The organism is Shewanella sp. MM_2022_3 (assembly GCF_022557375.1).
In the GTDB taxonomy this organism is placed as follows: domain Bacteria; phylum Pseudomonadota; class Gammaproteobacteria; order Enterobacterales; family Shewanellaceae; genus Shewanella; species Shewanella xiamenensis.
In genome coordinates this window covers 1-21,397 of the sequence record NZ_JAKZGV010000056.1, presented here as the reverse complement: position 1 = coordinate 21,397, position 21,397 = coordinate 1, and the positions used below count along the sequence as shown (strand labels likewise).

The following is a 21,397-nucleotide window of genomic DNA, read 5'->3' as shown; positions in this document are numbered from 1 at the left end:
TTTTGCTAGTATTCGAAAGATAATTTCGAATCAAGATGGGTAGCCTTTAAGTTGGATTAATTAACTTAATGAAAAATAATAAAAAAGCAGTTCACCCAAAGGTAAACCGCTTTAATTGTATGAAACTTAAAAAGGGGAACTGAGCTTAAAACTTAGCTTCAAGTGCCACGCTGAAGTTACGATCTTGGCCGATAGTGACCATCTTATCGCTACCACCATCTAAGTATTCAGTATCAAATAGGTTTCTCACGTTTGCACGGATGCTAACGTCTTTACCCATAATATCCATAGTATAAGCAGCACCAACATCAAAACGGACGTAACCATCTTTGGTGATAGTGTTAGCAGTATCAGCAAAACGCTCACCAACGTAGATAGCACCAAAGTTCATCGCAAAGTTGTCAGTTACTTCGTAACGAGTCCAGATATTGGCAGACCATTCAGGGGCATCAATAGGAGTATTACCTTCACGAGCATCACCCGTTTGATATTCAGCATCTAAATACATCATCGATGATGTCACAAACCAGCTATCTCCAATTTTGCCTTGGGCACCCATTTCAAAACCACGGTGCTTTTGCTCACCGCCTTGGGTAGTGATATCAGTATAATCACCAATAGGCGTTGGCAATTTTTCTGAAATGGTAATGTTTTCAAGTGTGATATCGAATACCGCTGCCGTTAGCAGCAAACTATCGTCAAACAGTTCCCACTTTGTTCCCACTTCATATTGAATACCGTATTCAGGCTTTAGGTTAAGTTTGTTATTGATATCGTATTCGTTATTCACTGCACCTTGTGGGGTGAAGCTTTTTGAATAGTTGACATAAATACTGCCATTATCCATAGGCGAATAAATCACCCCGAATTTTGGCGATACAGCATAGCTATTTTCCCCTTCACCGTCTTTTTTCTGCTCGTCATAACGTACACCTGCAAGCAATTTCCATTGTTCGTTGATAGTCATTAAATCTTGCAGATAGAAACCGTAGTATTTGTATTCGCTTGGAGCACTTAATTTACCCTGATGGTAATCAAGGTCAGGCTGAACAACTGGTTGTCCAGGGATCACTGTTTGAGTTGCACCACGAGCGATTTGTTGCTGGTAGAAGTAATCTAAATAGTTGGCACCAATAAGGAATTGATGTTCCAAGCCTGCTAATTCAAACTCGCCCGTAAAATCAATATAAGCAGTTTTATGCTGCCAATCGTCATATCGATCAAAAGGCTTGATGCTATACCCCTTGGTGAAGGGATCTGCCGCATAAACAGGGGCAGAGTCGAAACGTTGGCGATTAAATTGTTGATCGTTGTAACCGACTTTCACTTTCCAGTCGTTACTCATTTGCCAAGTCAGATCAGCACCTAAATTTGAAACAGTATTATCGGTAAAGGCCCAAGGCGCGTCCCATACGGTTTTACGCTCGCCAATCACATTGCCTTGTTTATCTAACCAACCACCCGCATCGATGCCCGCTTTGTCTTGGGTATGGTCGTACTTAACCGATAACAAAACATCATCACTGATATCAAATTCTAAGTTTAAGTAACCCAACCAACGATCACGCTCTTGGTTTTCATTAGTAGTTGAATATTCGCGCCAGTATTTAGTGTCTTGTTTAACTAACACACCACGATAACGAATGCTTTGAGCATCGTTTAAGCTGCCTCCCGCATCTAACTGCGCACGGGTAGAGCCGTAGCCATCAGTATCAAAACCTAAATCGAGCATTGAATCATAGGTCGGCTTTTTGGTGACCATATTAACCAAACCGCCAGGACCGGATTGGCCATACAACATACTTGAAGGGCCTTTTAGTACCTCAACCTGTTGTAGCGTTTCAATAGGTTGAACGTAATGAGACCATTGCTGGTGGCCGTTGATGAGATAGCCGTTGCCCGAATCGAGTTCGAAGCCACGAATACTGAAGACTTGGCGGTTCCAACGAGTAGTACCCGCCGTTACGCTCGAATCGTTAACTAAGACTTCTGCAAGGTTAGTTGCTAATTGTTCGTCAGTCACAAAATCAGGGATAACATTAACGGACTGCGGGGTATCCATTAAGTCAATATCGCCACGCATAGCGCCCGATGCGCTACCGACTTTATAATCGTTAAAAGTACGGCCTGTTACATTAATACGTTCTATATTTGCATCGTTTGGCGCTTCTGCCATAACAGGCATCGCCATTAATGCAGCCCCAACGGCCAAACCTACAACTGAATATTTAAATACCATTGCCAACACCTCAAGTAGACCTTTCGTCTTAGAATTGCAGGCAATATAAATAAGAATTGTTTTTATTTAAGGATCTTTACATGGATTTACAATTTGGCGTGACTTAGATCAACTTTGAATAAAAACAATGAATTACCCATAACACCACAGTATTAATTCAACATTAATTTAGCTGATTTTTATTTGGAGAGGATTTAGACCTTTGACAAAAAAACATAAAGCGGCTAATTGCCGCTTTCTATAACAAAAAATAAAGCCGTTACTTCTTAATCTTTACCGGACGTTGCCAGCCAGTCAGATGTTTTTGCTTAACACGGGTGATCACTAGCTCATCCTCACCCACATCACGGGTAATTGTTGACCCTGCACCGAGCGTCGCGCCTTTACCAATGGTCACCGGCGCCACCAGTTGAGTATCACTCCCCACAAACACATTATCTTCAATCACGGTTAAGTGTTTATTGGCACCATCGTAATTACAGGTAATAGTACCCGCACCAATATTCACACCCGCACCGATTTGCGCATCGCCTAAATAGGCTAAGTGACCCGCCTTAGACCCCACACCTAAAACGGCTTTTTTCATCTCAACGAAGTTACCGATATGGGCATCTTGCATTAACTCAGCACCGGGGCGTAAACGGGCAAAAGGCCCCGCACTGGCTGCTACGCCGAGTTTAGCGCCTTCGATAATAGAGTAAGGTTTGATCTCGGCATTGTCGGCAATTTCACAGTCGATAAGAATTGCACCAGCGCCGATGCTAACGTTATTGCCAATCACCACTTTACCTTCGAAAATCACATTCACATCGACCATCACATCCATACCCACGGTCACTTCACCACGGATATCGATACGGCTTGGATCGCGCAAATTAGCGCCAGCAATCATCAGCTTTTCGGCTTCACGGGCCTGATAGGCGCGCTCAAGTTGTGCAAGTTGCATGCGGTTATTAGCGCCTTCCACTTCGATAGCAGACTGTGGCTGAGCGGTATTAATATCAACCCCGTCGGCGTGGGCCATGGCGATAATATCAGTGAGATAGTATTCACCCTGAGCATTGTTATTCGATAGGCGGCCAAGCCACGATTTTAATGCATTACCAGGAACAGCCATAATGCCCGTGTTAACTTCATTAATAGCAAGTTGCTCTGGATTAGCATCTTTTTGTTCGACAATACCGACAACCTTGCCCTGTTCGCGCACGATACGGCCATAGCCAGTTGGATTGGTTAGATTGACGGTTAAAATCGCCACGCCATTATCGGGACGCGCAGCAAGTAATGCTTCAAGCGTAGAGGCTTGGATTAACGGCACATCACCGTAAAGGATCAGCACAGTATCATTATCATCGATATTAGAAATCGCCTGAGCGACCGCATGGCCAGTGCCTAACTGCTCGGCTTGCAACATCCAATTGAGTTGCTGCTCACCCAAAGCGGATTTTAATTTATCGGCACCGTAGCCATAAACGAGCTGTATAGCATCACTGCCAATATGGTGTGCAGTATCAATCACATGCTGCACCATGCTCTTATGAGCGATAGGATGTAATACCTTAGGAAGATCCGAGCGCATGCGAGTTCCTTTTCCTGCTGCCAAGATCACTACATTTAATGCCATTGCCATATCCTTGATTAACATCCCAAAGGGATAAACTGAGCTCGATTTAATGGCGCAATTTTAACGGAAAGGCGCAGCAAAGCGAAAGGCAGATCTCAAAACGCAGCGAAAAAACCAACAAAAAAGGCGGGTATCTTTCGATAACCGCCTTTTATCACAAACAATAACCTTTATCTGGCAATGTTTTTCTTGATGGTTTCAACAACACGTAATTGAGCCATTGCTTTCGCTAACTCAACCATAGCGGCATCATAATTAAAGTCCGCACCCGCAGTTGCCATATGGGCTTCTGCACGACGCTTGGCTTCTAATGCTGCCTGCTCATCAATATCTTTGGCACGCATAACCACATCAGCTAACACAGAAACAGAAGAAGGTTGTACTTCCAGTAAACCACCAGAAAGATAAAACACTTCTTCGCTGCCGTCTTGTTTGACGATGCGCGCCATGCCAGGTTTGATATAGCTTAACAGTGGAGCGTGGCCATGCATGATGCCCAACTCACCTTCAGAACCGGTCACTTGTAGGCTCGCTACGCGACCTGAGAAGATGCTGCTCTCTGCACTTACTATATCAAGCTGTACTGTCATGGCTGCCATCCCGTTCTCCTTAAAAAACTAAGTATGACTACTTAGTTATTTCTTTTTGTTAGCTTTCTCGACAGCTTCGTCGATAGAACCAACCATGTAGAACGCTTGTTCTGGAATGTGATCGAACTCACCACTCAGAATTCCCTTGAAGCCACGGATAGTGTCTTTCAGAGAAACGTACTTACCAGGAGAACCAGTAAAGACTTCTGCTACGTGGAAAGGCTGAGACAAGAAACGCTCAATCTTACGTGCACGGGAAACGGTCATCTTGTCATCATCTGACAATTCGTCCATACCGAGAATCGCAATAATGTCTTTCAGCTCTTTGTAGCGTTGCAGAACAGTTTGTACACCGTTAGCTACGTCATAGTGCTCTTGACCAACCACTAATGGATCTAATTGACGAGAAGTCGAATCCAATGGGTCAACCGCTGGGTAAATACCCAGAGAAGCGATTTGACGTGACAATACAACAGTCGCATCTAAGTGAGCGAAGGTTGTTGCTGGTGACGGGTCAGTCAAGTCGTCCGCAGGTACGTATACCGCTTGTACAGAGGTAATAGAACCCGTCTTAGTTGAAGTAATACGCTCTTGCAGAACGCCCATTTCTTCAGCCAGAGTGGGTTGGTAACCTACCGCAGAAGGCATACGACCTAACAGTGCTGATACTTCAGTACCGGCTAGGGTGTAACGGTAAATGTTGTCAACGAACAACAGTACGTCACGACCTTCGTCACGGAACTTTTCAGCCATAGTCAGACCGGTCAGTGCTACACGCAGACGGTTTCCTGGTGGCTCGTTCATTTGGCCATAAACCATGGCTACTTTGTCGAGAACGCCAGAATCCTTCATCTCGTAGTAGAAGTCGTTACCCTCACGAGTACGCTCACCTACACCAGCGAATACAGAAAGACCTGAGTGAGCTTTAGCGATGTTGTTAATCAGTTCCATCATGTTAACTGTCTTACCAACACCCGCACCACCGAACAGACCTACTTTACCACCCTTAGCGAATGGACATACAAGGTCGATAACCTTGATACCCGTCTCTAACAGTTCAGTCGTGTTTGATTGCTCTTCGTATGAAGGAGCGCTGCGGTGAATCACATAACGTTCTTCTTCGCCAATTGCACCAGCTTCATCAATAGGGTCGCCTAAAACGTTCATGATACGGCCAAGAGTGGCGGTACCAACAGGAACAGAAATAGGTGAACCTGAGTTTACTACCTCAAGACCACGACGCAGACCATCAGAAGTACCCATAGCGATGGTACGAACTACACCACCACCTAGTTGTTGCTGAACTTCCAGCACCAAACCATTACAGGAGCCTTCACCTGTGATCTTCAGAGCGTCATATACCTGAGGTACGGCATCTTGTGGAAACTCTACGTCCACAACCGCGCCAATCACTTGGACAACAGTACCTGTGCTCATGATTAATCCTCTAAAACTTGTATTCGTTACCTAACCTAAACCGCAGAGGCACCAGAAACAATTTCCGACAGTTCCTGCGTAATCGCAGCCTGACGAGCCTTGTTATAGACCAATTGCAAATCGTCAATCAGTGTACCCGCGTTGTCCGTTGCCGCCTTCATCGCCACCATACGGGCAGCTTGTTCGGAAGCAATGTTTTCAACAATACCTTGGTAAACCTGAGATTCTACATAACGAACCAATAAGGTATCCAAAAGGGCTTTTGGATCAGGTTCGTAGATGTAGTCCCAACGATGAGCAACCTCATCATCTTCCGATTTAGGCAAAGGTAGCAGCTGCTCGATCACAGGAGTCTGCGTCATAGTGTTTACAAACTTGTTGAACACTACATACAGACGATCCAGTTTGCCTTCGTTGTAAGCATCTAGCATCACACGTACTGTCCCGATCAGGTCAGCGAGCTTTGGCGCATCGCCTAAACCTGAAGCATGGGCAGAAACCTGTCCACCGAAGCTTTTGAAAAACTGCACACTACGAGCACCAATAGGACAGAATTCAAATTCTGCACCTTGCTCTTTCCAGCTTTTCACGTCTGCAACAACCTTTTTAAAGAGGTTGACGTTCAGACCACCACAAAGGCCACGGTCGGTTGCTACAACAATGTAACCAACCCGCTTAGCCTCTCTCACCTCTAAGTAGGGGTGTTTATACTCGAGAGAACCTTGCGCTACGTGACCGATCACCTTACGCATGTTTTCCGCGTATGGACGGCTCGCAGCCATGCGTTCCTGCGCTCTGCGCATTTTGCTGGCTGCCACCATTTCCATGGCGGACGTGATCTTCTGAGTGTTTTTTACACTCGCGATCTTGGTTTTAATCTCTTTAGCGCCGGCCATCTCTACTCTCCAATCTGGACCTGAGGTGTCTTAAGACACCTCTATCATTGTTACCAGGTTTGGGTTGCTACGAACTTGTCGAGGCCAGCTTTTAATTCAGCTTCGATATCGGCGTTATAATCGCCAGTCTCGTTGATAAGCTTGATTAAAGCAGCATGCTCGCTGTTCATGTACGAGAGCAGAGCGGCTTCGAAATCACCAACTTTTTTCAGCTCAATGCCCTTCAGGTAACCTTTTTCAGCTGCGAAAATAGACACAGCTTGAGCAGCTACACTCATAGGAGCATATTGTTTTTGCTTCATCAGTTCGGTAACACGCACACCATGCTCTAGCTGAGCACGAGTTGCATCGTCTAAGTCAGATGCAAACTGTGAGAACGCAGCAAGTTCACGATACTGTGCAAGAGCAGTACGAATACCACCAGACAGTTTCTTGATGATCTTAGTCTGAGCCGCACCACCAACACGAGAAACAGAAATACCTGGGTTAACCGCTGGACGTAAGCCAGAGTTAAACAGATCAGTCTCAAGGAAGATCTGACCGTCAGTAATCGAAATTACGTTGGTCGGTACGAATGCAGATACGTCACCCGCCTGAGTTTCAATAATAGGCAGCGCGGTTAACGAACCGGTTTTACCTGTTACTGCACCTTTAGTGAACTTTTCTACATAATCTTCGTTTACGCGTGAAGCACGCTCTAGTAAACGAGAGTGTAGATAAAATACGTCACCAGGATAAGCTTCACGGCCTGGTGGACGCTTCAGTAGTAACGAGATCTGACGGTAAGCAACTGCTTGCTTAGACAGGTCATCGTATACGATCAGAGCATCTTCACCGCGGTCGCGGAAGTATTCACCCATAGCACAACCAGAGTACGGTGCTAAGTATTGCAGCGCAGCAGCTTCAGAAGCTGTAGCAACCACAACGATAGTGTTAGCTAATGCACCGTGTTCTTCTAGCTTACGCACTACGTTAGCGATAGTAGAAGCCTTTTGGCCTACTGCTACGTATACGCACTTAATGCCAGAATCGCGCTGGTTGATGATTGCGTCGATCGCCATGGCTGTTTTACCAGTTTGACGGTCGCCAATGATCAATTCACGTTGGCCACGACCGATTGGGATCATAGCGTCAACGGCTTTATAACCAGTTTGAACTGGTTGATCTACTGACTTACGCTCGATAACACCAGGAGCAATCACTTCAATAGGAGAGAAACCATCGTTGTTGATAGCTCCTTTTCCGTCAATAGGCTCACCCAGAGTGTTAACTACGCGGCCTAACAGGCCACGACCGACTGGAACTTCCAGAATACGGCCAGTAGTTTTAACTTTTACGCCCTCTGCTAAATCAGCATAAGGGCCCATTACTACGGCACCGACAGAATCACGTTCAAGGTTCAACGCGATTGCAAAACGGCTACCAGGCAGTTCGATCATTTCACCTTGCATCACATCGGCTAGGCCGTGGATGCGGATAATGCCGTCACTAACCGCAACGATAGTACCTTCGTTACGAGATTCGCTAACGACTTCGAACTGCTCGATCCGCTGCTTAATCAGATCGCTGATTTCAGTGGAATTCAGTTGCATGCTCAAACTCCCAATTACGACTGCAGCTTTTCAGACAGACGCGATAACTTACCGCGGACAGAGCCATCAATGACTAAGTCACCTGCCTTAATGATTACACCGGCGATAAGCGCGGCGTCAGTGCTGCAATTCAGCTTAACTTTGCGTGCGAGACGTTTCCCTAAAGAAATACTGATCTGCTGCTGTTGTTCAGAGCTGAGCTCAGCTGCAGAAACCACATCGGCTTCCACTTCTTTTGCCCACTCATTACGGTATTGAGCAAAAAGCTCAGATACAGCAGGTAGTACCTTTAAGCGACCGTTTTCAGCCATTACCTTTATCAAGTTTTGACCTTGCTCATTGATTTGCTCACCACACACACTGATAAAGAGTGCGGCGAGTTTGGTGCTGGCTAAAGAGCCAGTCAGCAGTGGCTGCATGGTTTCGTTTTCACTAACCAATGCGGCAAACGTGAGCATTTCGGCCCAGGTATCCACTGCGTTGTGTTCAACAGCAACGTCAAAAGCTGCCTTTGCGTAAGGGCGAGCGATGGTGGTTAATTCAGCCATAACTCAAACTCCCTTATCAAATTTCAGCGACTAGTTTATTAACTATGTCACTGTGGGCGGCTGGATCAATAGAACGCTCAAGGATCTTCTCAGCACCCATGATGGCAAGAGTAGCAACCTGCTTACGCAGATCCTCTTTCACGCGATTACGTTCAGCTTCAATTTCTGCTTTACCCTGAGCGATGATTTTGGCACGCTCAGCGTCTGCTTCGGCTTTAGCTTCTTCCACTATTTGAGCTTTACGCTTGTTAGCTTGCTCAATAATTTCGTTAGCCGTCACCTTGGCTTCTTTTAGTTGGTCAGTCGCTTTCGCTTGAGCCAACTCTAGGTCTTTTACCGCACGATCAGCATCAGCTAGACCGTCAGCAATCCTTTTTTGGCGCGCTTCGATGGCATTCATCAAAGGGGGCCATACAAACTTCATGCAGAACCACACGAAGATGATAAAGGCGACCGTCTGACCGATTAGGGTAGCGTTGAAATTCACAACAGCCTCCTATTTAGAGTTAAGACAGAAGCGTTTTCTTACAGCATTGCACCCAGTGGGTTGGTGAACAGCATGAATAATGCGATACCAACACCGATCATTGTTACGGCGTCTAACAGACCCGCTACGATGAACATTTTAACTTGCAGCATAGGAGCCATTTCTGGTTGACGCGCAGCGCCTTCCAGGAACTTGCCACCTAATAAGCCGAAACCGATTGCAGTACCAAGAGCACCCATACCAATCAGCAGAGCAACAGCGATAGCTGTCATGCCTAAAATCGTTTCCATCTGTATCTCCAGTATCTAAAATCTAAATCTAATTAGTTGATGATTTAGTTTAAAATTTCTTCAGCAATCCTTAATGATCTTCATGGGCCATGCTTAAGTAAACAATGGTCAACATCATGAAGATAAACGCCTGCAGCGTGATAACCAAAATGTGGAAAATTAACCAACCTAGTTGCAGAGTCACACCTAGGGAAGATAATAACAAGTTGGTACCATACATCAGCGCAATAAGGATGAAGATCAACTCACCTGCGTACAAGTTACCAAATAGACGCAATGCCAATGAAATTGGTTTAGCGATTAAGGTAACAGTCTCTAATAGGAGGTTGACGGGTATCATTGCCTTATGGTTAAAGGGCTGTAGCGTCAGTTCTTTAACAAAACCAGACACGCCTTTGACCTTAATGCTGTAGTAAATAATCAGCACAAACACACCGATAGCTAAGCTGAAGGTGATGTTTACATCAGTCGTCGGAACCACTTTTAAGTATGGAATTCCCGCTAAACTTGCTAGCCAAGGCAGCCAGTCTACAGGGAGCATATCCATGAAGTTCATCATGAATACCCATACAAAAATGGTCAGAGCTAAAGGCGCGATCACGGCATTGCGGCCATGAAAACTTTCTTTCACGCTGTTATCAACGAACTCCACGATCATCTCGATAAAGCATTGCAGCTTACCGGGAACACCTGAAGTCGCTTTTTTACCAACACTACGGAAAATCCACAGGAACAGAACACCAAGACCAACCGAAAAGAACAACGAATCAATGTGCCATGTCCAGAAGCCTTCACCAACGTGTAGGTTGGTAAGGTGATGCTGGATATAGCCCTGCGGTGTTAACGCTTCACCAGTTGCAGCCATGATTCATCCCACTTAACTTTGCTTGAAGTATAAAGGAGCTGTCCAATGCACGATCAACGTCAGCACGTAACAAACAAAAAGAGGCATAAATGCGACCTTAAGATTGATAAACACTAGCGAAAACATTGCGATGGTTAACAGCAACTTTACCGCTTCCCCCCAGTAAAAAGTTTTAATCACTTTTGCAGCTGAACTTGCTCCCGTATGGGAGAAAGCGAGGGTCGCGAATACAAAATTAGGGAGCACAGCAATTGAACCACCTGCTAATGCAGAATAGCCAAACTGAACTCCCCACACGACGAAAAAGAGAATTGAAGCACCCCCAGCCACCGCCGCCTGCATCATCACCAATTTATAGGCTGACCACCGGCCACGACGCGCTAAAACCTTACTCAACTCATCCTCTCCGCATTTATACTTTTTGTTTCGATGACCGGATGACAAATATCCGTATTTATGTCGATGCACAAAAAGCTTGCGAAAGTATACCTTTTCACGCCTTCATTGCAACTTTGAGATAAGGAAAAACAGCACTTTTAACGTGATATAGCGCCAAAACAGTCAAAATCCAAAATTAACATATGTCACAAATTTACATTAAAAACTGTTAATCTACAGACATTAACGAATTTTGCTAAGAATTCCGTCTAATTCAGCCAGATTCTGATAGTTAATTACAATTTTACCCTTCCCCTTACTGCTATGAGCGATCGAAACCTTGGCACCTAATCTTTCAATTAACTGCTGCTCTAAACGACAAACATCTTGATCTTTAGTCGTAGTTTCGACGGGTTTGGGTGGATTTAAGGTTTGATTAATCAATCGTTCAGTTTCGCGAACGGTTAATTCCTTGGCTGCCACTAATCTCGCCAGATTTGTTTGTTCTTCACCCTCAATTGCGAGCAAAGCGCGCGCATGGCCCATATCAATATCGCCATACTCGAGTAAACGCTTAACAGGCTCATTCAAACCGTTTAAACGTAACAAGTTAGATACACTCGCCCGAGATTTTCCCACAACATCGGCGACCTGTTGGTGAGTCAGTTCAAATTCTTGCATTAAACGTTGTAATGCAATGGCTTCTTCCATGGCATTTAAGTCTTCACGCTGAATGTTTTCGATCAAGGCGATAGCAATAGCAGCATCATCGGGAACCGCTTTAACGATACAAGGGATTTTTTCAACACCCGCCAATTGGGAAGCGCGCCAACGGCGCTCACCGGCAATAATCTCATACTGGTTATTGCTAACAGGGCGCACTACAATCGGCTGGATAATGCCTTGATTACGGATGGAATGGGCAAGTTCTTCCAATGCCTCGGGAGACATGTCCTTACGAGGTTGGTATTTTCCCGGCTGTAATAGGTCGAGATCAAGATGGATAAGTTCTTCTTTTTTATCGACAACGACCACTTCTTCCGTGTGTTTTTTACTCGCGGCGTGGCTATTACTCAGTAAGGCATCTAAGCCTTTACCTAACCCTCTTTTCTTTAACGTCATGGTTTTCCTTTACGCTCGCTTAGCCTGAGTTTTCTGTTCGGAACGGCGGATCATCTCACCAGCCAGCGCTAAATATGCTTTAGCTCCCGCGCTCGATTTATCATAATACATAGCGGGTGCACCAAAGCTCGGCGCTTCGGCTAAACGCACGTTACGCGGGATCACAGTGCGATACACCTTATCGCCAAAGTGTTGTTTTAGCTGATCGGACACATCATTTGAAAGACGATTACGCGGATCATACATAGTGCGTAAAATCCCTTCGATACCAAGACCAGGATTAACCACGGCTGCCAATTTGGTGATGGTATCGATCAAGGCGGTTAAACCTTCCAGTGCAAAGTACTCACACTGCATTGGCACCAGCACAGAATCCGCCGCCGACATCGCATTAACCGTCAACATGTTGAGCGAAGGAGGGCAATCGATAAAGATATAATCGTATTGATCTTTTATCGGCGCGAGCGCATTACGTAAGCGCACTTCACGGGCAAAAAACTCCATGAGTTTGATTTCTGCCGCAGTCACATCGCCATTACTAGCAATTAGATCGTATTTTCCCGTGGTGTCTTTGACCACTATTTCATCGAAGGGCTTTTCTTCTACCAGCAGTTCGTAAGCCGTGTTTTCGACTTCGTATTTATCGACACCGCTGCCCATAGTGGCATTGCCCTGTGGATCAAGATCGATCAGTAGCACTTTACGCTTAGTCGCGGCTAATGAGGCGGCTAAATTGACACAAGTTGTTGTTTTCCCTACGCCACCTTTCTGGTTGGCCACGGCAATTACTTTACCCACAATGTCACCCTGTATGTAAATTCTGGTTTATTGCCTACTTAAAAATCCATTCAAAATGAGGAGCTTTAAGCCTGTTATTCTTTGATTATTTTGAGTAAATGTCTTTGCTCATCGAGTTTTGGCACCTTGAGTTCGATGGTTTCAGTTATCGCAAAGCCAGCGGGGATTTGTTGCATCTCTTCATCACTCAGTTGTCCCTTGAGCGCATAAAATTGCCCATGCTCAGCTGGCAAGTGATGGCACCATGTCAACATATCATGGATTGACGCAAAGGCACGGCTTAGCACACCATCGAACTTTTGCTCAGGTTGATAGGCCTCAACTCGGCTTTCTATCGAACTGATATTATGAATGCCTAATTCGAAGGCTACTTGTTTTTGAAAACGAATGCGTTTACCTAAGCTATCAAGCAGCACAAAAGTTTTATCTGGATTCATAATCGCCAGTGGGATGCCAGGCAGTCCAGGACCAGTTCCTACATCAATAAAGCGTTCACCTTGCAGATGTTTTGATACCACTAAGCTGTCCATGATATGACGGACAAGCATGATCTCGGGATCTCTTACTGAGGTTAAGTTATAGGCTTTATTCCATTTGTTGAGCATGCCAACAAAATCAAGCAGTTGCTTTTTCTGCTCAGCGGTAGCGGGCAGATTAATTTCGGCTAAATAGGCCTCTAACTGGGCAGATAACACTGAACAACCTCAACAAAAATGCAATGATAAACTCGTCGGCTATTATGAAGCCCTGAAACGTCGAAGGGAAGCCTGAATGCTTCCCTTCTGCGACCAAACTGGCGATTAAGCTAGCTTTTACGCGCTCTTGCGTAATAAACCACGTTTTTTCAGATGTACTAGCAGAATTGAAATTGCTGCTGGGGTGATACCTGAGATACGTGACGCTTGACCAATAGTTTCAGGCTTATGGCTATTTAACTTAGCAATCACCTCATTTGAAAGCCCAGGAACCTCTTTGTAATCAAGGTTCAATGGCAAGCCCGTGTTCTCATTACGTACCGCTTTATTGATCTCTTCCTGCTGACGTTGAATATAACCAGAATATTTCACTTGGATCTGTACTTGCTCAGCGGCGAGTGGATCGGTAAGACCAGGACCAAAGCCTTCAATCTGCATCAGTTTGTTGTAATCCATTTCTGGACGACGAAGTAATTCTTCAAAAGATGCTTCGCGAGAAATAGGCGTATTCAAGTGCGGATTTAACACTGGCACTAATGGAGAGTTTGGATGGATCCACTGGCTACGTAGACGTTGTAGCTCTAATTCGATCGATTCCAGTTTTTCACTGAAAGACGCCCAGCGCGCATCATCCACCAGACCCAGTTCACGACCTTTTGCGGTTAAACGCAGATCGGCGTTGTCTTCACGCAGCAATAGGCGGTATTCGGCGCGGCTGGTAAACATGCGGTAGGGTTCTTTAGTGCCTAACGTCGATAAATCGTCAACCAATACTCCGATGTAAGCTTCATCGCGACGAGGGCACCAAGCTTCTTTGCCTTGAACTTGCAGTGCTGCGTTCATGCCAGCGAGTAAACCTTGGGCGCCAGCTTCTTCATAACCGGTTGTACCGTTGATCTGGCCAGCAAAGAATAATCCATTAATGGTTTTGGTTTCTAACGAGTTTTTAAGATCTCTAGGATCAAAATAATCGTACTCAATCGCGTATCCTGGACGTACGATCTCAGCATTTTCCATCCCCTTGATCGAACGAACCAAATTTAACTGTACATCAAAGGGAAGGCTGGTAGAGATCCCGTTAGGGTAAATCTCATTGGTGTTTAAGCCTTCTGGTTCGATAAAGATCTGGTGCGATGATTTATCAGAAAAACGATGGATCTTGTCTTCGATAGAAGGGCAGTAACGTGGGCCGATCCCCTCGATAACACCGGAGTACATTGGGCTTCTATCTAAACCTCCACGAATAATATCGTGTGTTTTTTCATTGGTATGGGTGATCCAACAAGAAATTTGTTTCGGGTGATGGCTCAAATCGCCCATAAATGACATTACAGGTAATGGCGTATCACCTTTTTGTTCTGTCATCTGAGTAAAATCGATGGTATTGGCGTCGATACGTGGTGGTGTACCGGTTTTTAAACGGCCAACACGGATATGCAACTCGCGTAAACGATGGGCGAGTGCGATAGATGGTGGATCGCCTGCACGACCGCCACTGTAGTTTTCTAACCCTATATGGATCTTACCACTGAGGAAAGTCCCTGCGGTTAATACGACAGCAGCGGCTTCGAAGGCTAATCCCATCTGGGTAACGACACCGATAACGCGATCATTTTCTACAACAAGATCATCTACAGCTTGTTGGAAAATACGTAAGTTAGGTTGGTTTTGCAGAATATTTTGGATCTTCTGACGATATAACGCGCGATCTGCCTGTGCACGAGTTGCTCTTACTGCTGGGCCTTTACTCGAGTTTAAGGTTCTAAATTGGATCCCTGCATAGTCGGTTGCGATCGCCATTGCACCGCCTAATGCATCGATTTCTTTAACCAAATGACCTTTACCAATGCCACCGATCGCAGGGTTACATGACATTTGTCCTAAAGTATCAAGATTATGCGTTAGCAATAATGTCTTAGAACCCATTCTTGCTGCGGCTAATGCGGCTTCAGTTCCGGCATGACCACCACCAACTACAATAACATCAAACCGTTCATGAAAATGCATGACCTTACCTTTAAAAACTTAAGTGACCCAATGAGAGCCGATCATTTTAGCATTTGCTTTGATTGAGGTGAATGATCATTTTTCGAAAATAGATCCAGTGGATCGGGACTAATAGATCTTAAGATCTTTATATAGATCTTCTTATTATGTTTACTATTAGGATCGCACTTTCCTGTGGGTAAGGCTAATTTCTCTTTTATATCAGTGGTTAATGAGCTTTTGAACCTGTGATCTAACCGAGATCTACTGTCATTAAAGGTGGGGATAGATCCGCTATTTATCCACAGGGTGGATCTTTAAGCGGATCATGATGTGAATAGCACAGAGGTTGATCAGATCTAAATAATAGTTTATCCACAAAAATATACATATAAATAGTTTTTTGTGGATAAATAAGATCTAAACTGTGGGTTGTTTCAGGTATTTTGAAAATGAGGATCTTAAATTTGATCTTGCCATTGTGCCAACCACGCTAAAGCTGGGTCTTCTGGCACAGGATCCTGTTGTACATCGATCTGGATCTTATCCACAAACGCTTTTGCACCGCTATATTCAAGTCCATCAACAAGCTTCTCTGGGCCTTGGCAAAAGGTGTCATAACTCGAATCACCAATGGCACATAATGCGAACTTAATTTGGTGTAGATTTGGTGTATTGAGTAGAACTTCTTTACAAAATGGCTGTAGATTATCGGGAAGATCACCTGCGCCATGGGTTGATGAAACGATGATCCAGAGGGAATAGGGTTGCAGTGAATCCAGTGTTGGACTTAAAAAAGTGTCTACTTCATGCCCTAATTTGGTCAGCTGAGCCTGCATTTCATCTGCAATATATTCGCTGCTGCCGAGGGTGGTACCGACTAATATAGCAATTTTGGTCATTGTTACTGCTCTCTGTGGTCGTTAATTTTCTATCATTTTTGGGGCTTACATCTACTTAGCGTATTTTGTTGTATAAATTTAGCCAATATTGATTCGCAGTCTGTTAGTATCCTTGGCTGCAATCTTGGTTTTATACCGATAACCTTAAGTTTTTTATAACAATTATAATAGGATAACAGATGACTACACCTGTTGATGCGCCAAAATGGCCACGTCAAATCCCCTATATTATTGCCAGTGAAGCTTGTGAGCGTTTCAGCTTTTACGGCATGCGCAACATTCTAACACCTTTCTTAATGACAGCACTTTTGCTGTCCATTCCGGAGGATCTCCGTGGCGCTGTAGCTAAGGATGTGTTCCATTCCTTTGTAATTGGTGTTTACTTTTTCCCATTATTGGGTGGCTGGATTGCGGATAGATTTTTTGGTAAGTACAACACCATTCTTTGGTTAAGCTTACTTTATTGCGTGGGCCATGCTTTTTTGGCGATTTTTGAGCACAGTGTGCAAGGTTTTTATACGGGGTTATTTTTAATTGCTTTAGGTTCTGGTGGGATAAAACCTTTAGTATCTTCCTTTATGGGCGATCAATTTGATCAGACTAATAAGTCATTGGCTCAAAAAGCCTTTGATATGTTCTACTTTACGATCAACTTTGGTTCTTTTTTCGCATCCTTATCTATGCCATTGTTACTTAAAAACTTTGGTGCCGCTGTTGCTTTCGGGATCCCCGGCGTGCTGATGTTTATAGCGACGGTATTTTTCTGGTTAGGTCGCAAGCGTTATATTCATATGCCGCCAGAACCAAAAGATCCCCATGGTTTTTTACCTGTGATCCGCAGCGCCTTGCTTACTAAAGTGGAAGGTAAGGGAAATATCGGGTTAGTGCTGGCATTAATTGGATTAATATCAGCTGCTTATGTGCTAATCAATATTCCAACACTTGGGATTGTTGCCGGTCTTTGTAGTGCTATGGTGCTACTCATGGGATTTGTTGGGGCGGGCGCCTCATTACAACTTGAGCGTGCTCGAAGCTGTCATCCTGATATTGCGGTAGATGGTGTACGCTCAGTTCTTCGAATTCTGGTCTTATTTGCGTTGGTGACCCCATTTTGGTCGCTATTCGATCAAAAGGCTTCGACTTGGATTTTGCAGGCTAACGATATGGTTAAACCTTCGTGGTTTGAACCTGCAATGATGCAGGCTTTAAATCCACTGTTAGTGATGTTATTGATTCCATTTAATAATTTTGTGTTATACCCCGCGATTGAGCGTATGGGGATTAAGTTAACCGCATTACGTAAAATGGGGGCGGGGATTGCCATTACTGGATTGAGTTGGATTGTGGTGGGGACGATTCAATTGATGATGGATGGTGGTTCAGCCCTTTCGATCTTCTGGCAAATTCTACCTTACGCTTTGCTGACTTTTGGTGAAGTTCTGGTTTCGGCAACAGGATTAGAGTTTGCCTATAGCCAAGCGCCTAAAGCGATGAAAGGGACTATCATGAGTTTTTGGACGCTTTCAGTTACCGTTGGTAACCTCTGGGTATTGCTTGCCAATGTGAGTGTTAAAAGTCCTGCTGTGACTGAGCAAATAATGCAAACGGGGATGAGCGTGACGGCATTCCAAATGTTTTTCTTTGCGGGTTTTGCTATTTTGGCGGCATTAGTGTTTGCACTGTATGCCCGTTCATACCAAATGCAAGATCACTACCGGCAGGTATGATTGAGCTGATATTTTGGGGTTAAGATGTTTAAATAGTGGTAATTCATTGGTTTAAGCCAATGATGCTGCAAAATGCCAGCCAATTCAGCCCTAAATTGGCTGGCAAACGTATGCTATTTAACCTCTGTTCGGGTTAATAGATGAATAAACGCTCCTGTCGCTTATGTGCAACTAAAATCAATCCCAATCGACTGATTGTGATATCAGTTACTCCATTTTTGTGCTTAACAAAGTATGTAAGATCGGTAAATCAACGTGTCTTTTAGCGGTTATGGCATAAAAACTTTCAGTCACACAATCTAAGGCCGCGTAGTTTTTCAATAGTCCTGCTTGAATCTCATCTTGTACAACCACTTCAGGTACCACGGCCACCGCACCCGAATCCCGCGCTAATAGTCTGAGCATCGCCATATCATCGACTTCTGCATAAGGGGTTAGTGAGAGACCATGTTGCTCGCAGTACAAATCAAATTGCCTACGAATATCACTGTCGGGGCCTGGTAATAGTAATTTTACTTTTGTGAGATCCTCTGGAAAGCGTAATGCATTGAATTCCGCTTTATTTGGGCCGACTAAGCATACGCCTTGCTGAGCAATTAATTTACAGCGCCAAGGGGTTGAAGAGTCCGATGCCACAGGGCGATTTGAGAGGATCAAATCTAATTTATGTACACGCAATTGCTCGAGTAGATCATCAAAGTTGGATGATTTTAAAGCAAGTTTGACGTTATTTAATTTAATGACCGGGCGTAGTAAGTTTTCTTGGAAATTGCGTGAAAGGGTCGCCACTGCACCTATTCTTAGTAGCTGAAGCCTTTGGTGCTCGCCATTTTCCATAACTGAAAGCAATTCGTGGCCTAAATTAAAAATTCCTTCAGCGTACTCGAGAACGAGATGCCCAACCTCTGTCAGTAATAATGCTCGGCCTTGACGGTGAAACAGATCATGCCCTAGTTGTTCCTCTAACTGTCTGATCTGGGATGATAAAGCCGATTGTGAAACGTTTAGCCTCTGGGAGGCTCGAGTTAAATGCCCTTCTTTAGCGACAGTCCAGAAGTAATGTAGATGGTGAAAATTGAGGTTTCTCATAGAATCGTTCACTTATATAGAACGTTATGTGAATATCTATCTATTTTACATCCCATCACTGATACGGCAACAATAGCCTTCCTTATTCAGCGTCGTTATCGCGTTGTAGAGGGCTAGGTTTGCTTAAAGTTAAGAATTACCCCCCTCACTTCAGGAGTGAGTATTCATCATGGATCATCAATCACATTATAAAATGCCAAAGCGAATTGCCCTGTTAAGCAAACATGGCAAGGCTGAACAAATTGCGCCAATTCTGTCGCCACTTGGGATTGAAATTGTCGCAACGGATGCATTTGATACCGACATGCTGGGTACCTTTTCTGGAGAAGTTGAGCGTACGCTTTTACCACTAGAGTGCGCTAAGAAAAAGCGCGACTCGCCTGTGAGTTAACCGGTTTAGAGGCGGGGTTAGGCAGCGAAGGTAGCTTTGGTGGAGGGCCTTTGCCTGGAATAATGAATTGGGATACGGAGCTTATCGTACTGCATGATGCAAGGCAAAATATTGATATCGTAGCGAATGTATCTGGTCCGGTAAGCTTGCAAAGTTACCAAGGGGATGATGTGAGTGCACTTAGTGCGGCGTTATCTGGTGCCGAAGAGGGTCAAGCGTGGATAGTTAAGGTCGATGGTCATACGATCAAAGGTGTAGCTAATCTAGATATGTTGCTAGCCACATTAGAAGCGATGAATCTCGCGCCTGAAAATGGTCGTTTTGCTTGCCCAATTGATGTCGCTCCAGACCTTCGCGCGATGCATTCTCCGCTGCGGCAGCAATATATTATCAAGGCCGCACAGCAACTGGTTGAGCGCCTTCAAACACATTGCCCACAATGTCATCAAGCGGATTTCTGGCTACGCGATCGCATCGTTGGTTTGCCTTGCCGCGAGTGTGGTACGCCAACAGATCTCGCTAAAGCTTTTATCCGTCAATGTCTTCACTGCCAATATCAACAAATTGAAACCAAAGAGGAGAGTGTGGCTGATCCTTATCGTTGCCACTGGTGTAATCCATGAGAACAGAAAGACTTAATGCGCTGAATCCTGCTGATTTACAACGTGCGGGAGAGTTGCTAATCGCGGGCGAACTAGTCGCAGTACCGACTGAAACTGTCTATGGGCTTGCAGCGGATGCCAGCAACCCTGAAGCGGTTGAAAAGATTTTTTCGGCTAAACAACGTCCTAGAAATCATCCACTCATAACTCATATTGGCAGCATCGATCAGCTTTCTCGTTGGGTTAACGTTATTCCAGATTGGGTTGCACCACTTGCCGAGGCGTTTTGGCCTGGACCGCTGACACTTATCTTTGAGCGTCATCCCTCGGTTTCGGATGTTATAACCGGTGGATTGCCCAGTATTGCGATAAGAATGCCTGATCATCCGGTGCTTTTATCACTACTGCAACAGTTCAATATTGCCGTTGCTGCTCCATCTGCAAACTTACATAAAAAACTGAGCCCGACTAGTGCAGAGCAAGTATTGAGTGGGCTTGATGGAAGGATTGCTGCTGTACTCGATGGTGGGATTTGCTGTGTGGGTACTGAGTCGACTATTTTACGGATAAGTGAAAATCAAGCTGAGATTTTACGAAGTGGTCCATTATCCGCGAGGGATTTTCAGCCCTACTTACCGTTCCCCGTTATTACGCCTGAATGCCATCAAGAAGCGATTTCTGGCAATATGAAAGTCCATTATCAACCTAATGCCAAAGTCGTAATTTGTGCTGCTGCTTCACTCGCAACGCAATTTTATGCAGAGCCTGAAGCTACGGGGATATTGGGATATTCTGCACAGATGGAAAATATCCATTGCCAACATAAGCTGATATTACCGAACAACCACCAAGGATATCGACAAGCTCTTTATGCCTCTCTTTACGCATTAGACCTAAAGGGGATTAAAACACTTTTGGTTGAAGCGCCGCCTCGTCTTGAGGAGTGGGCTGATATTTTGGATCGATTAAACCGCGCGGCTGCGGAATAGCTTCTCTGTGGTAGGGTCCAGTTTTTTGCAAAAAAATGCCCTCGTTAAAATGTTAACGAGGGGCATATGCTTTTTGATAGCAACCTTTTAATCATCAATAAAATATTTAAAAATCATAATATTGATTTTAATTTATCGGATGCGTTTACT

Annotated in this window: 20 protein-coding genes and 1 pseudogene; 4 read left to right on the top strand and 17 right to left on the bottom strand. The window is 44.7% G+C overall.

Going from position 1 to position 21,397, the window contains the following annotated elements:
• Window positions 1-145 precede the first annotated feature (145 nt).
• From MMG82_RS18800 to mioC, 16 genes are all read right to left on the bottom strand, one after another.
• Window positions 146-2,239: a TonB-dependent receptor gene (locus tag MMG82_RS18800; protein WP_218678125.1), complete on the bottom strand. Its 2,094-nt coding sequence runs from the start codon at window positions 2,237-2,239 to the stop codon at window positions 146-148.
• A gap of 259 nt (window positions 2,240-2,498) precedes the next feature.
• Window positions 2,499-3,863, bottom strand: a complete 1,365-nt coding sequence (gene glmU / locus MMG82_RS18795; RefSeq protein ID WP_241407279.1) for a bifunctional UDP-N-acetylglucosamine diphosphorylase/glucosamine-1-phosphate N-acetyltransferase GlmU — start codon at window positions 3,861-3,863, stop codon at window positions 2,499-2,501.
• A gap of 170 nt (window positions 3,864-4,033) precedes the next feature.
• The gene (locus MMG82_RS18790) at window positions 4,034-4,462 is read right to left on the bottom strand and encodes a F0F1 ATP synthase subunit epsilon (protein WP_011624645.1); all 429 of its coding nucleotides are present in this window, start codon (window positions 4,460-4,462) and stop codon (window positions 4,034-4,036) included.
• 36 nt (window positions 4,463-4,498) lie between these two features.
• Window positions 4,499-5,890, bottom strand: a complete 1,392-nt coding sequence (gene atpD / locus MMG82_RS18785; RefSeq protein ID WP_037413426.1) for a F0F1 ATP synthase subunit beta — start codon at window positions 5,888-5,890, stop codon at window positions 4,499-4,501.
• A 35-nt stretch (window positions 5,891-5,925) separates the two neighbouring features.
• On the bottom strand, window positions 5,926-6,786 hold the full coding sequence (atpG, locus tag MMG82_RS18780) for a F0F1 ATP synthase subunit gamma (RefSeq protein WP_241407278.1): 861 nt from the start codon (window positions 6,784-6,786) through the stop codon (window positions 5,926-5,928).
• A 50-nt stretch (window positions 6,787-6,836) separates the two neighbouring features.
• Window positions 6,837-8,378 carry a F0F1 ATP synthase subunit alpha gene (atpA, locus tag MMG82_RS18775; RefSeq protein WP_037413433.1) on the bottom strand — a complete coding sequence of 514 codons (1,542 nt, stop codon included), beginning with the start codon at window positions 8,376-8,378 and terminating at the stop codon, window positions 6,837-6,839.
• 14 nt (window positions 8,379-8,392) lie between these two features.
• Window positions 8,393-8,926 (bottom strand): F0F1 ATP synthase subunit delta, encoded by a 534-nt coding sequence (gene atpH / locus MMG82_RS18770; RefSeq protein ID WP_037413434.1) that lies wholly within the window; start codon window positions 8,924-8,926, stop codon window positions 8,393-8,395.
• A gap of 16 nt (window positions 8,927-8,942) precedes the next feature.
• Window positions 8,943-9,413 (bottom strand): F0F1 ATP synthase subunit B, encoded by a 471-nt coding sequence (gene atpF, locus MMG82_RS18765; protein ID WP_011624650.1) that lies wholly within the window; start codon window positions 9,411-9,413, stop codon window positions 8,943-8,945.
• A 38-nt stretch (window positions 9,414-9,451) separates the two neighbouring features.
• A complete protein-coding gene (atpE, locus tag MMG82_RS18760) occupies window positions 9,452-9,703 on the bottom strand; it encodes a F0F1 ATP synthase subunit C (RefSeq protein WP_006083840.1) in 252 nt (83 codons plus the stop codon).
• A gap of 70 nt (window positions 9,704-9,773) precedes the next feature.
• Window positions 9,774-10,568 (bottom strand): F0F1 ATP synthase subunit A, encoded by a 795-nt coding sequence (gene atpB / locus MMG82_RS18755; RefSeq protein ID WP_037413438.1) that lies wholly within the window; start codon window positions 10,566-10,568, stop codon window positions 9,774-9,776.
• A gap of 12 nt (window positions 10,569-10,580) precedes the next feature.
• Complete coding sequence (locus MMG82_RS18750) at window positions 10,581-10,964, bottom strand: ATP synthase subunit I (protein WP_011074336.1); 384 nt, start codon at window positions 10,962-10,964, stop codon at window positions 10,581-10,583.
• 225 nt (window positions 10,965-11,189) lie between these two features.
• Window positions 11,190-12,068 carry a ParB/RepB/Spo0J family partition protein gene (locus MMG82_RS18745; protein WP_037413441.1) on the bottom strand — a complete coding sequence of 293 codons (879 nt, stop codon included), beginning with the start codon at window positions 12,066-12,068 and terminating at the stop codon, window positions 11,190-11,192.
• Between the two features lie 9 nt (window positions 12,069-12,077).
• Window positions 12,078-12,866 (bottom strand): ParA family protein, encoded by a 789-nt coding sequence (locus MMG82_RS18740; RefSeq protein ID WP_011718840.1) that lies wholly within the window; start codon window positions 12,864-12,866, stop codon window positions 12,078-12,080.
• Window positions 12,867-12,940: 74 nt separating this feature from the next.
• Complete coding sequence (gene rsmG / locus MMG82_RS18735) at window positions 12,941-13,561, bottom strand: 16S rRNA (guanine(527)-N(7))-methyltransferase RsmG (RefSeq protein ID WP_069453896.1); 621 nt, start codon at window positions 13,559-13,561, stop codon at window positions 12,941-12,943.
• 117 nt (window positions 13,562-13,678) lie between these two features.
• The gene (gene mnmG, locus MMG82_RS18730; RefSeq protein WP_241407277.1) at window positions 13,679-15,568 is read right to left on the bottom strand and encodes a tRNA uridine-5-carboxymethylaminomethyl(34) synthesis enzyme MnmG; all 1,890 of its coding nucleotides are present in this window, start codon (window positions 15,566-15,568) and stop codon (window positions 13,679-13,681) included.
• 440 nt (window positions 15,569-16,008) lie between these two features.
• Entirely contained in the window at window positions 16,009-16,449 is a 441-nt protein-coding gene (mioC, locus tag MMG82_RS18725) for an FMN-binding protein MioC (RefSeq protein WP_037413450.1), read from the bottom strand.
• A gap of 179 nt (window positions 16,450-16,628) precedes the next feature.
• On the opposite strand from mioC, the gene MMG82_RS18720 reads away from it, so the two are divergent.
• Window positions 16,629-18,176 carry a POT family MFS transporter gene (locus MMG82_RS18720; protein ID WP_241407276.1) on the top strand — a complete coding sequence of 516 codons (1,548 nt, stop codon included), beginning with the start codon at window positions 16,629-16,631 and terminating at the stop codon, window positions 18,174-18,176.
• 207 nt (window positions 18,177-18,383) lie between these two features.
• On the opposite strand, the gene MMG82_RS18715 is transcribed toward MMG82_RS18720, so the two are convergent.
• Window positions 18,384-19,265 carry a LysR family transcriptional regulator gene (locus tag MMG82_RS18715; protein WP_047538141.1) on the bottom strand — a complete coding sequence of 294 codons (882 nt, stop codon included), beginning with the start codon at window positions 19,263-19,265 and terminating at the stop codon, window positions 18,384-18,386.
• Window positions 19,266-19,434: 169 nt separating this feature from the next.
• Here MMG82_RS18715 and MMG82_RS18710 point away from each other — a divergent pair, with 169 nt between their 5' ends.
• From MMG82_RS18710 to MMG82_RS18700, 3 genes and pseudogenes are all read left to right on the top strand, one after another.
• Complete coding sequence (locus MMG82_RS18710; RefSeq protein WP_241407275.1) at window positions 19,435-19,656, top strand: hypothetical protein; 222 nt, start codon at window positions 19,435-19,437, stop codon at window positions 19,654-19,656.
• Window positions 19,657-19,694: 38 nt separating this feature from the next.
• Window positions 19,695-20,279 (top strand): annotated as a pseudogene (locus MMG82_RS18705) (DUF6671 family protein); the annotation flags it as partial.
• Window positions 20,276-21,247: an L-threonylcarbamoyladenylate synthase gene (locus MMG82_RS18700; RefSeq protein WP_241407273.1), complete on the top strand. Its 972-nt coding sequence runs from the start codon at window positions 20,276-20,278 to the stop codon at window positions 21,245-21,247. The pseudogene MMG82_RS18705 and the gene MMG82_RS18700, both read left to right, overlap by 4 nt.
• Window positions 21,248-21,397 lie beyond the last annotated feature (150 nt).

Bases quoted from the DNA above. Each gene is read 5' to 3' on its own strand.
- atpA (WP_037413433.1), bottom strand. From the start codon at position 8,378: ATGCAACTGAATTCCACTGAAATCAGCGATCTGATTAAGCAGCGGATC.
- MMG82_RS18700 (WP_241407273.1), top strand. From the start codon at position 20,276: ATGAGAACAGAAAGACTTAATGCGCTGAATCCTGCTGATTTACAACGT.
- atpH (WP_037413434.1), bottom strand. From the start codon at position 8,926: ATGGCTGAATTAACCACCATCGCTCGCCCTTACGCAAAGGCAGCTTTT.
- glmU (WP_241407279.1), bottom strand. From the start codon at position 3,863: ATGGCATTAAATGTAGTGATCTTGGCAGCAGGAAAAGGAACTCGCATG.
- atpB (WP_037413438.1), bottom strand. From the start codon at position 10,568: ATGGCTGCAACTGGTGAAGCGTTAACACCGCAGGGCTATATCCAGCAT.
- atpG (WP_241407278.1), bottom strand. From the start codon at position 6,786: ATGGCCGGCGCTAAAGAGATTAAAACCAAGATCGCGAGTGTAAAAAAC.
- MMG82_RS18745 (WP_037413441.1), bottom strand. From the start codon at position 12,068: ATGACGTTAAAGAAAAGAGGGTTAGGTAAAGGCTTAGATGCCTTACTG.
- MMG82_RS18715 (WP_047538141.1), bottom strand. From the start codon at position 19,265: ATGAGAAACCTCAATTTTCACCATCTACATTACTTCTGGACTGTCGCT.
- MMG82_RS18800 (WP_218678125.1), bottom strand. From the start codon at position 2,239: ATGGTATTTAAATATTCAGTTGTAGGTTTGGCCGTTGGGGCTGCATTA.
- atpD (WP_037413426.1), bottom strand. From the start codon at position 5,890: ATGAGCACAGGTACTGTTGTCCAAGTGATTGGCGCGGTTGTGGACGTA.
- atpE (WP_006083840.1), bottom strand. From the start codon at position 9,703: ATGGAAACGATTTTAGGCATGACAGCTATCGCTGTTGCTCTGCTGATT.
- mioC (WP_037413450.1), bottom strand. From the start codon at position 16,449: ATGACCAAAATTGCTATATTAGTCGGTACCACCCTCGGCAGCAGCGAA.
- mnmG (WP_241407277.1), bottom strand. From the start codon at position 15,568: ATGCATTTTCATGAACGGTTTGATGTTATTGTAGTTGGTGGTGGTCAT.
- MMG82_RS18720 (WP_241407276.1), top strand. From the start codon at position 16,629: ATGACTACACCTGTTGATGCGCCAAAATGGCCACGTCAAATCCCCTAT.
- MMG82_RS18710 (WP_241407275.1), top strand. From the start codon at position 19,435: ATGGATCATCAATCACATTATAAAATGCCAAAGCGAATTGCCCTGTTA.
- MMG82_RS18790 (WP_011624645.1), bottom strand. From the start codon at position 4,462: ATGGCAGCCATGACAGTACAGCTTGATATAGTAAGTGCAGAGAGCAGC.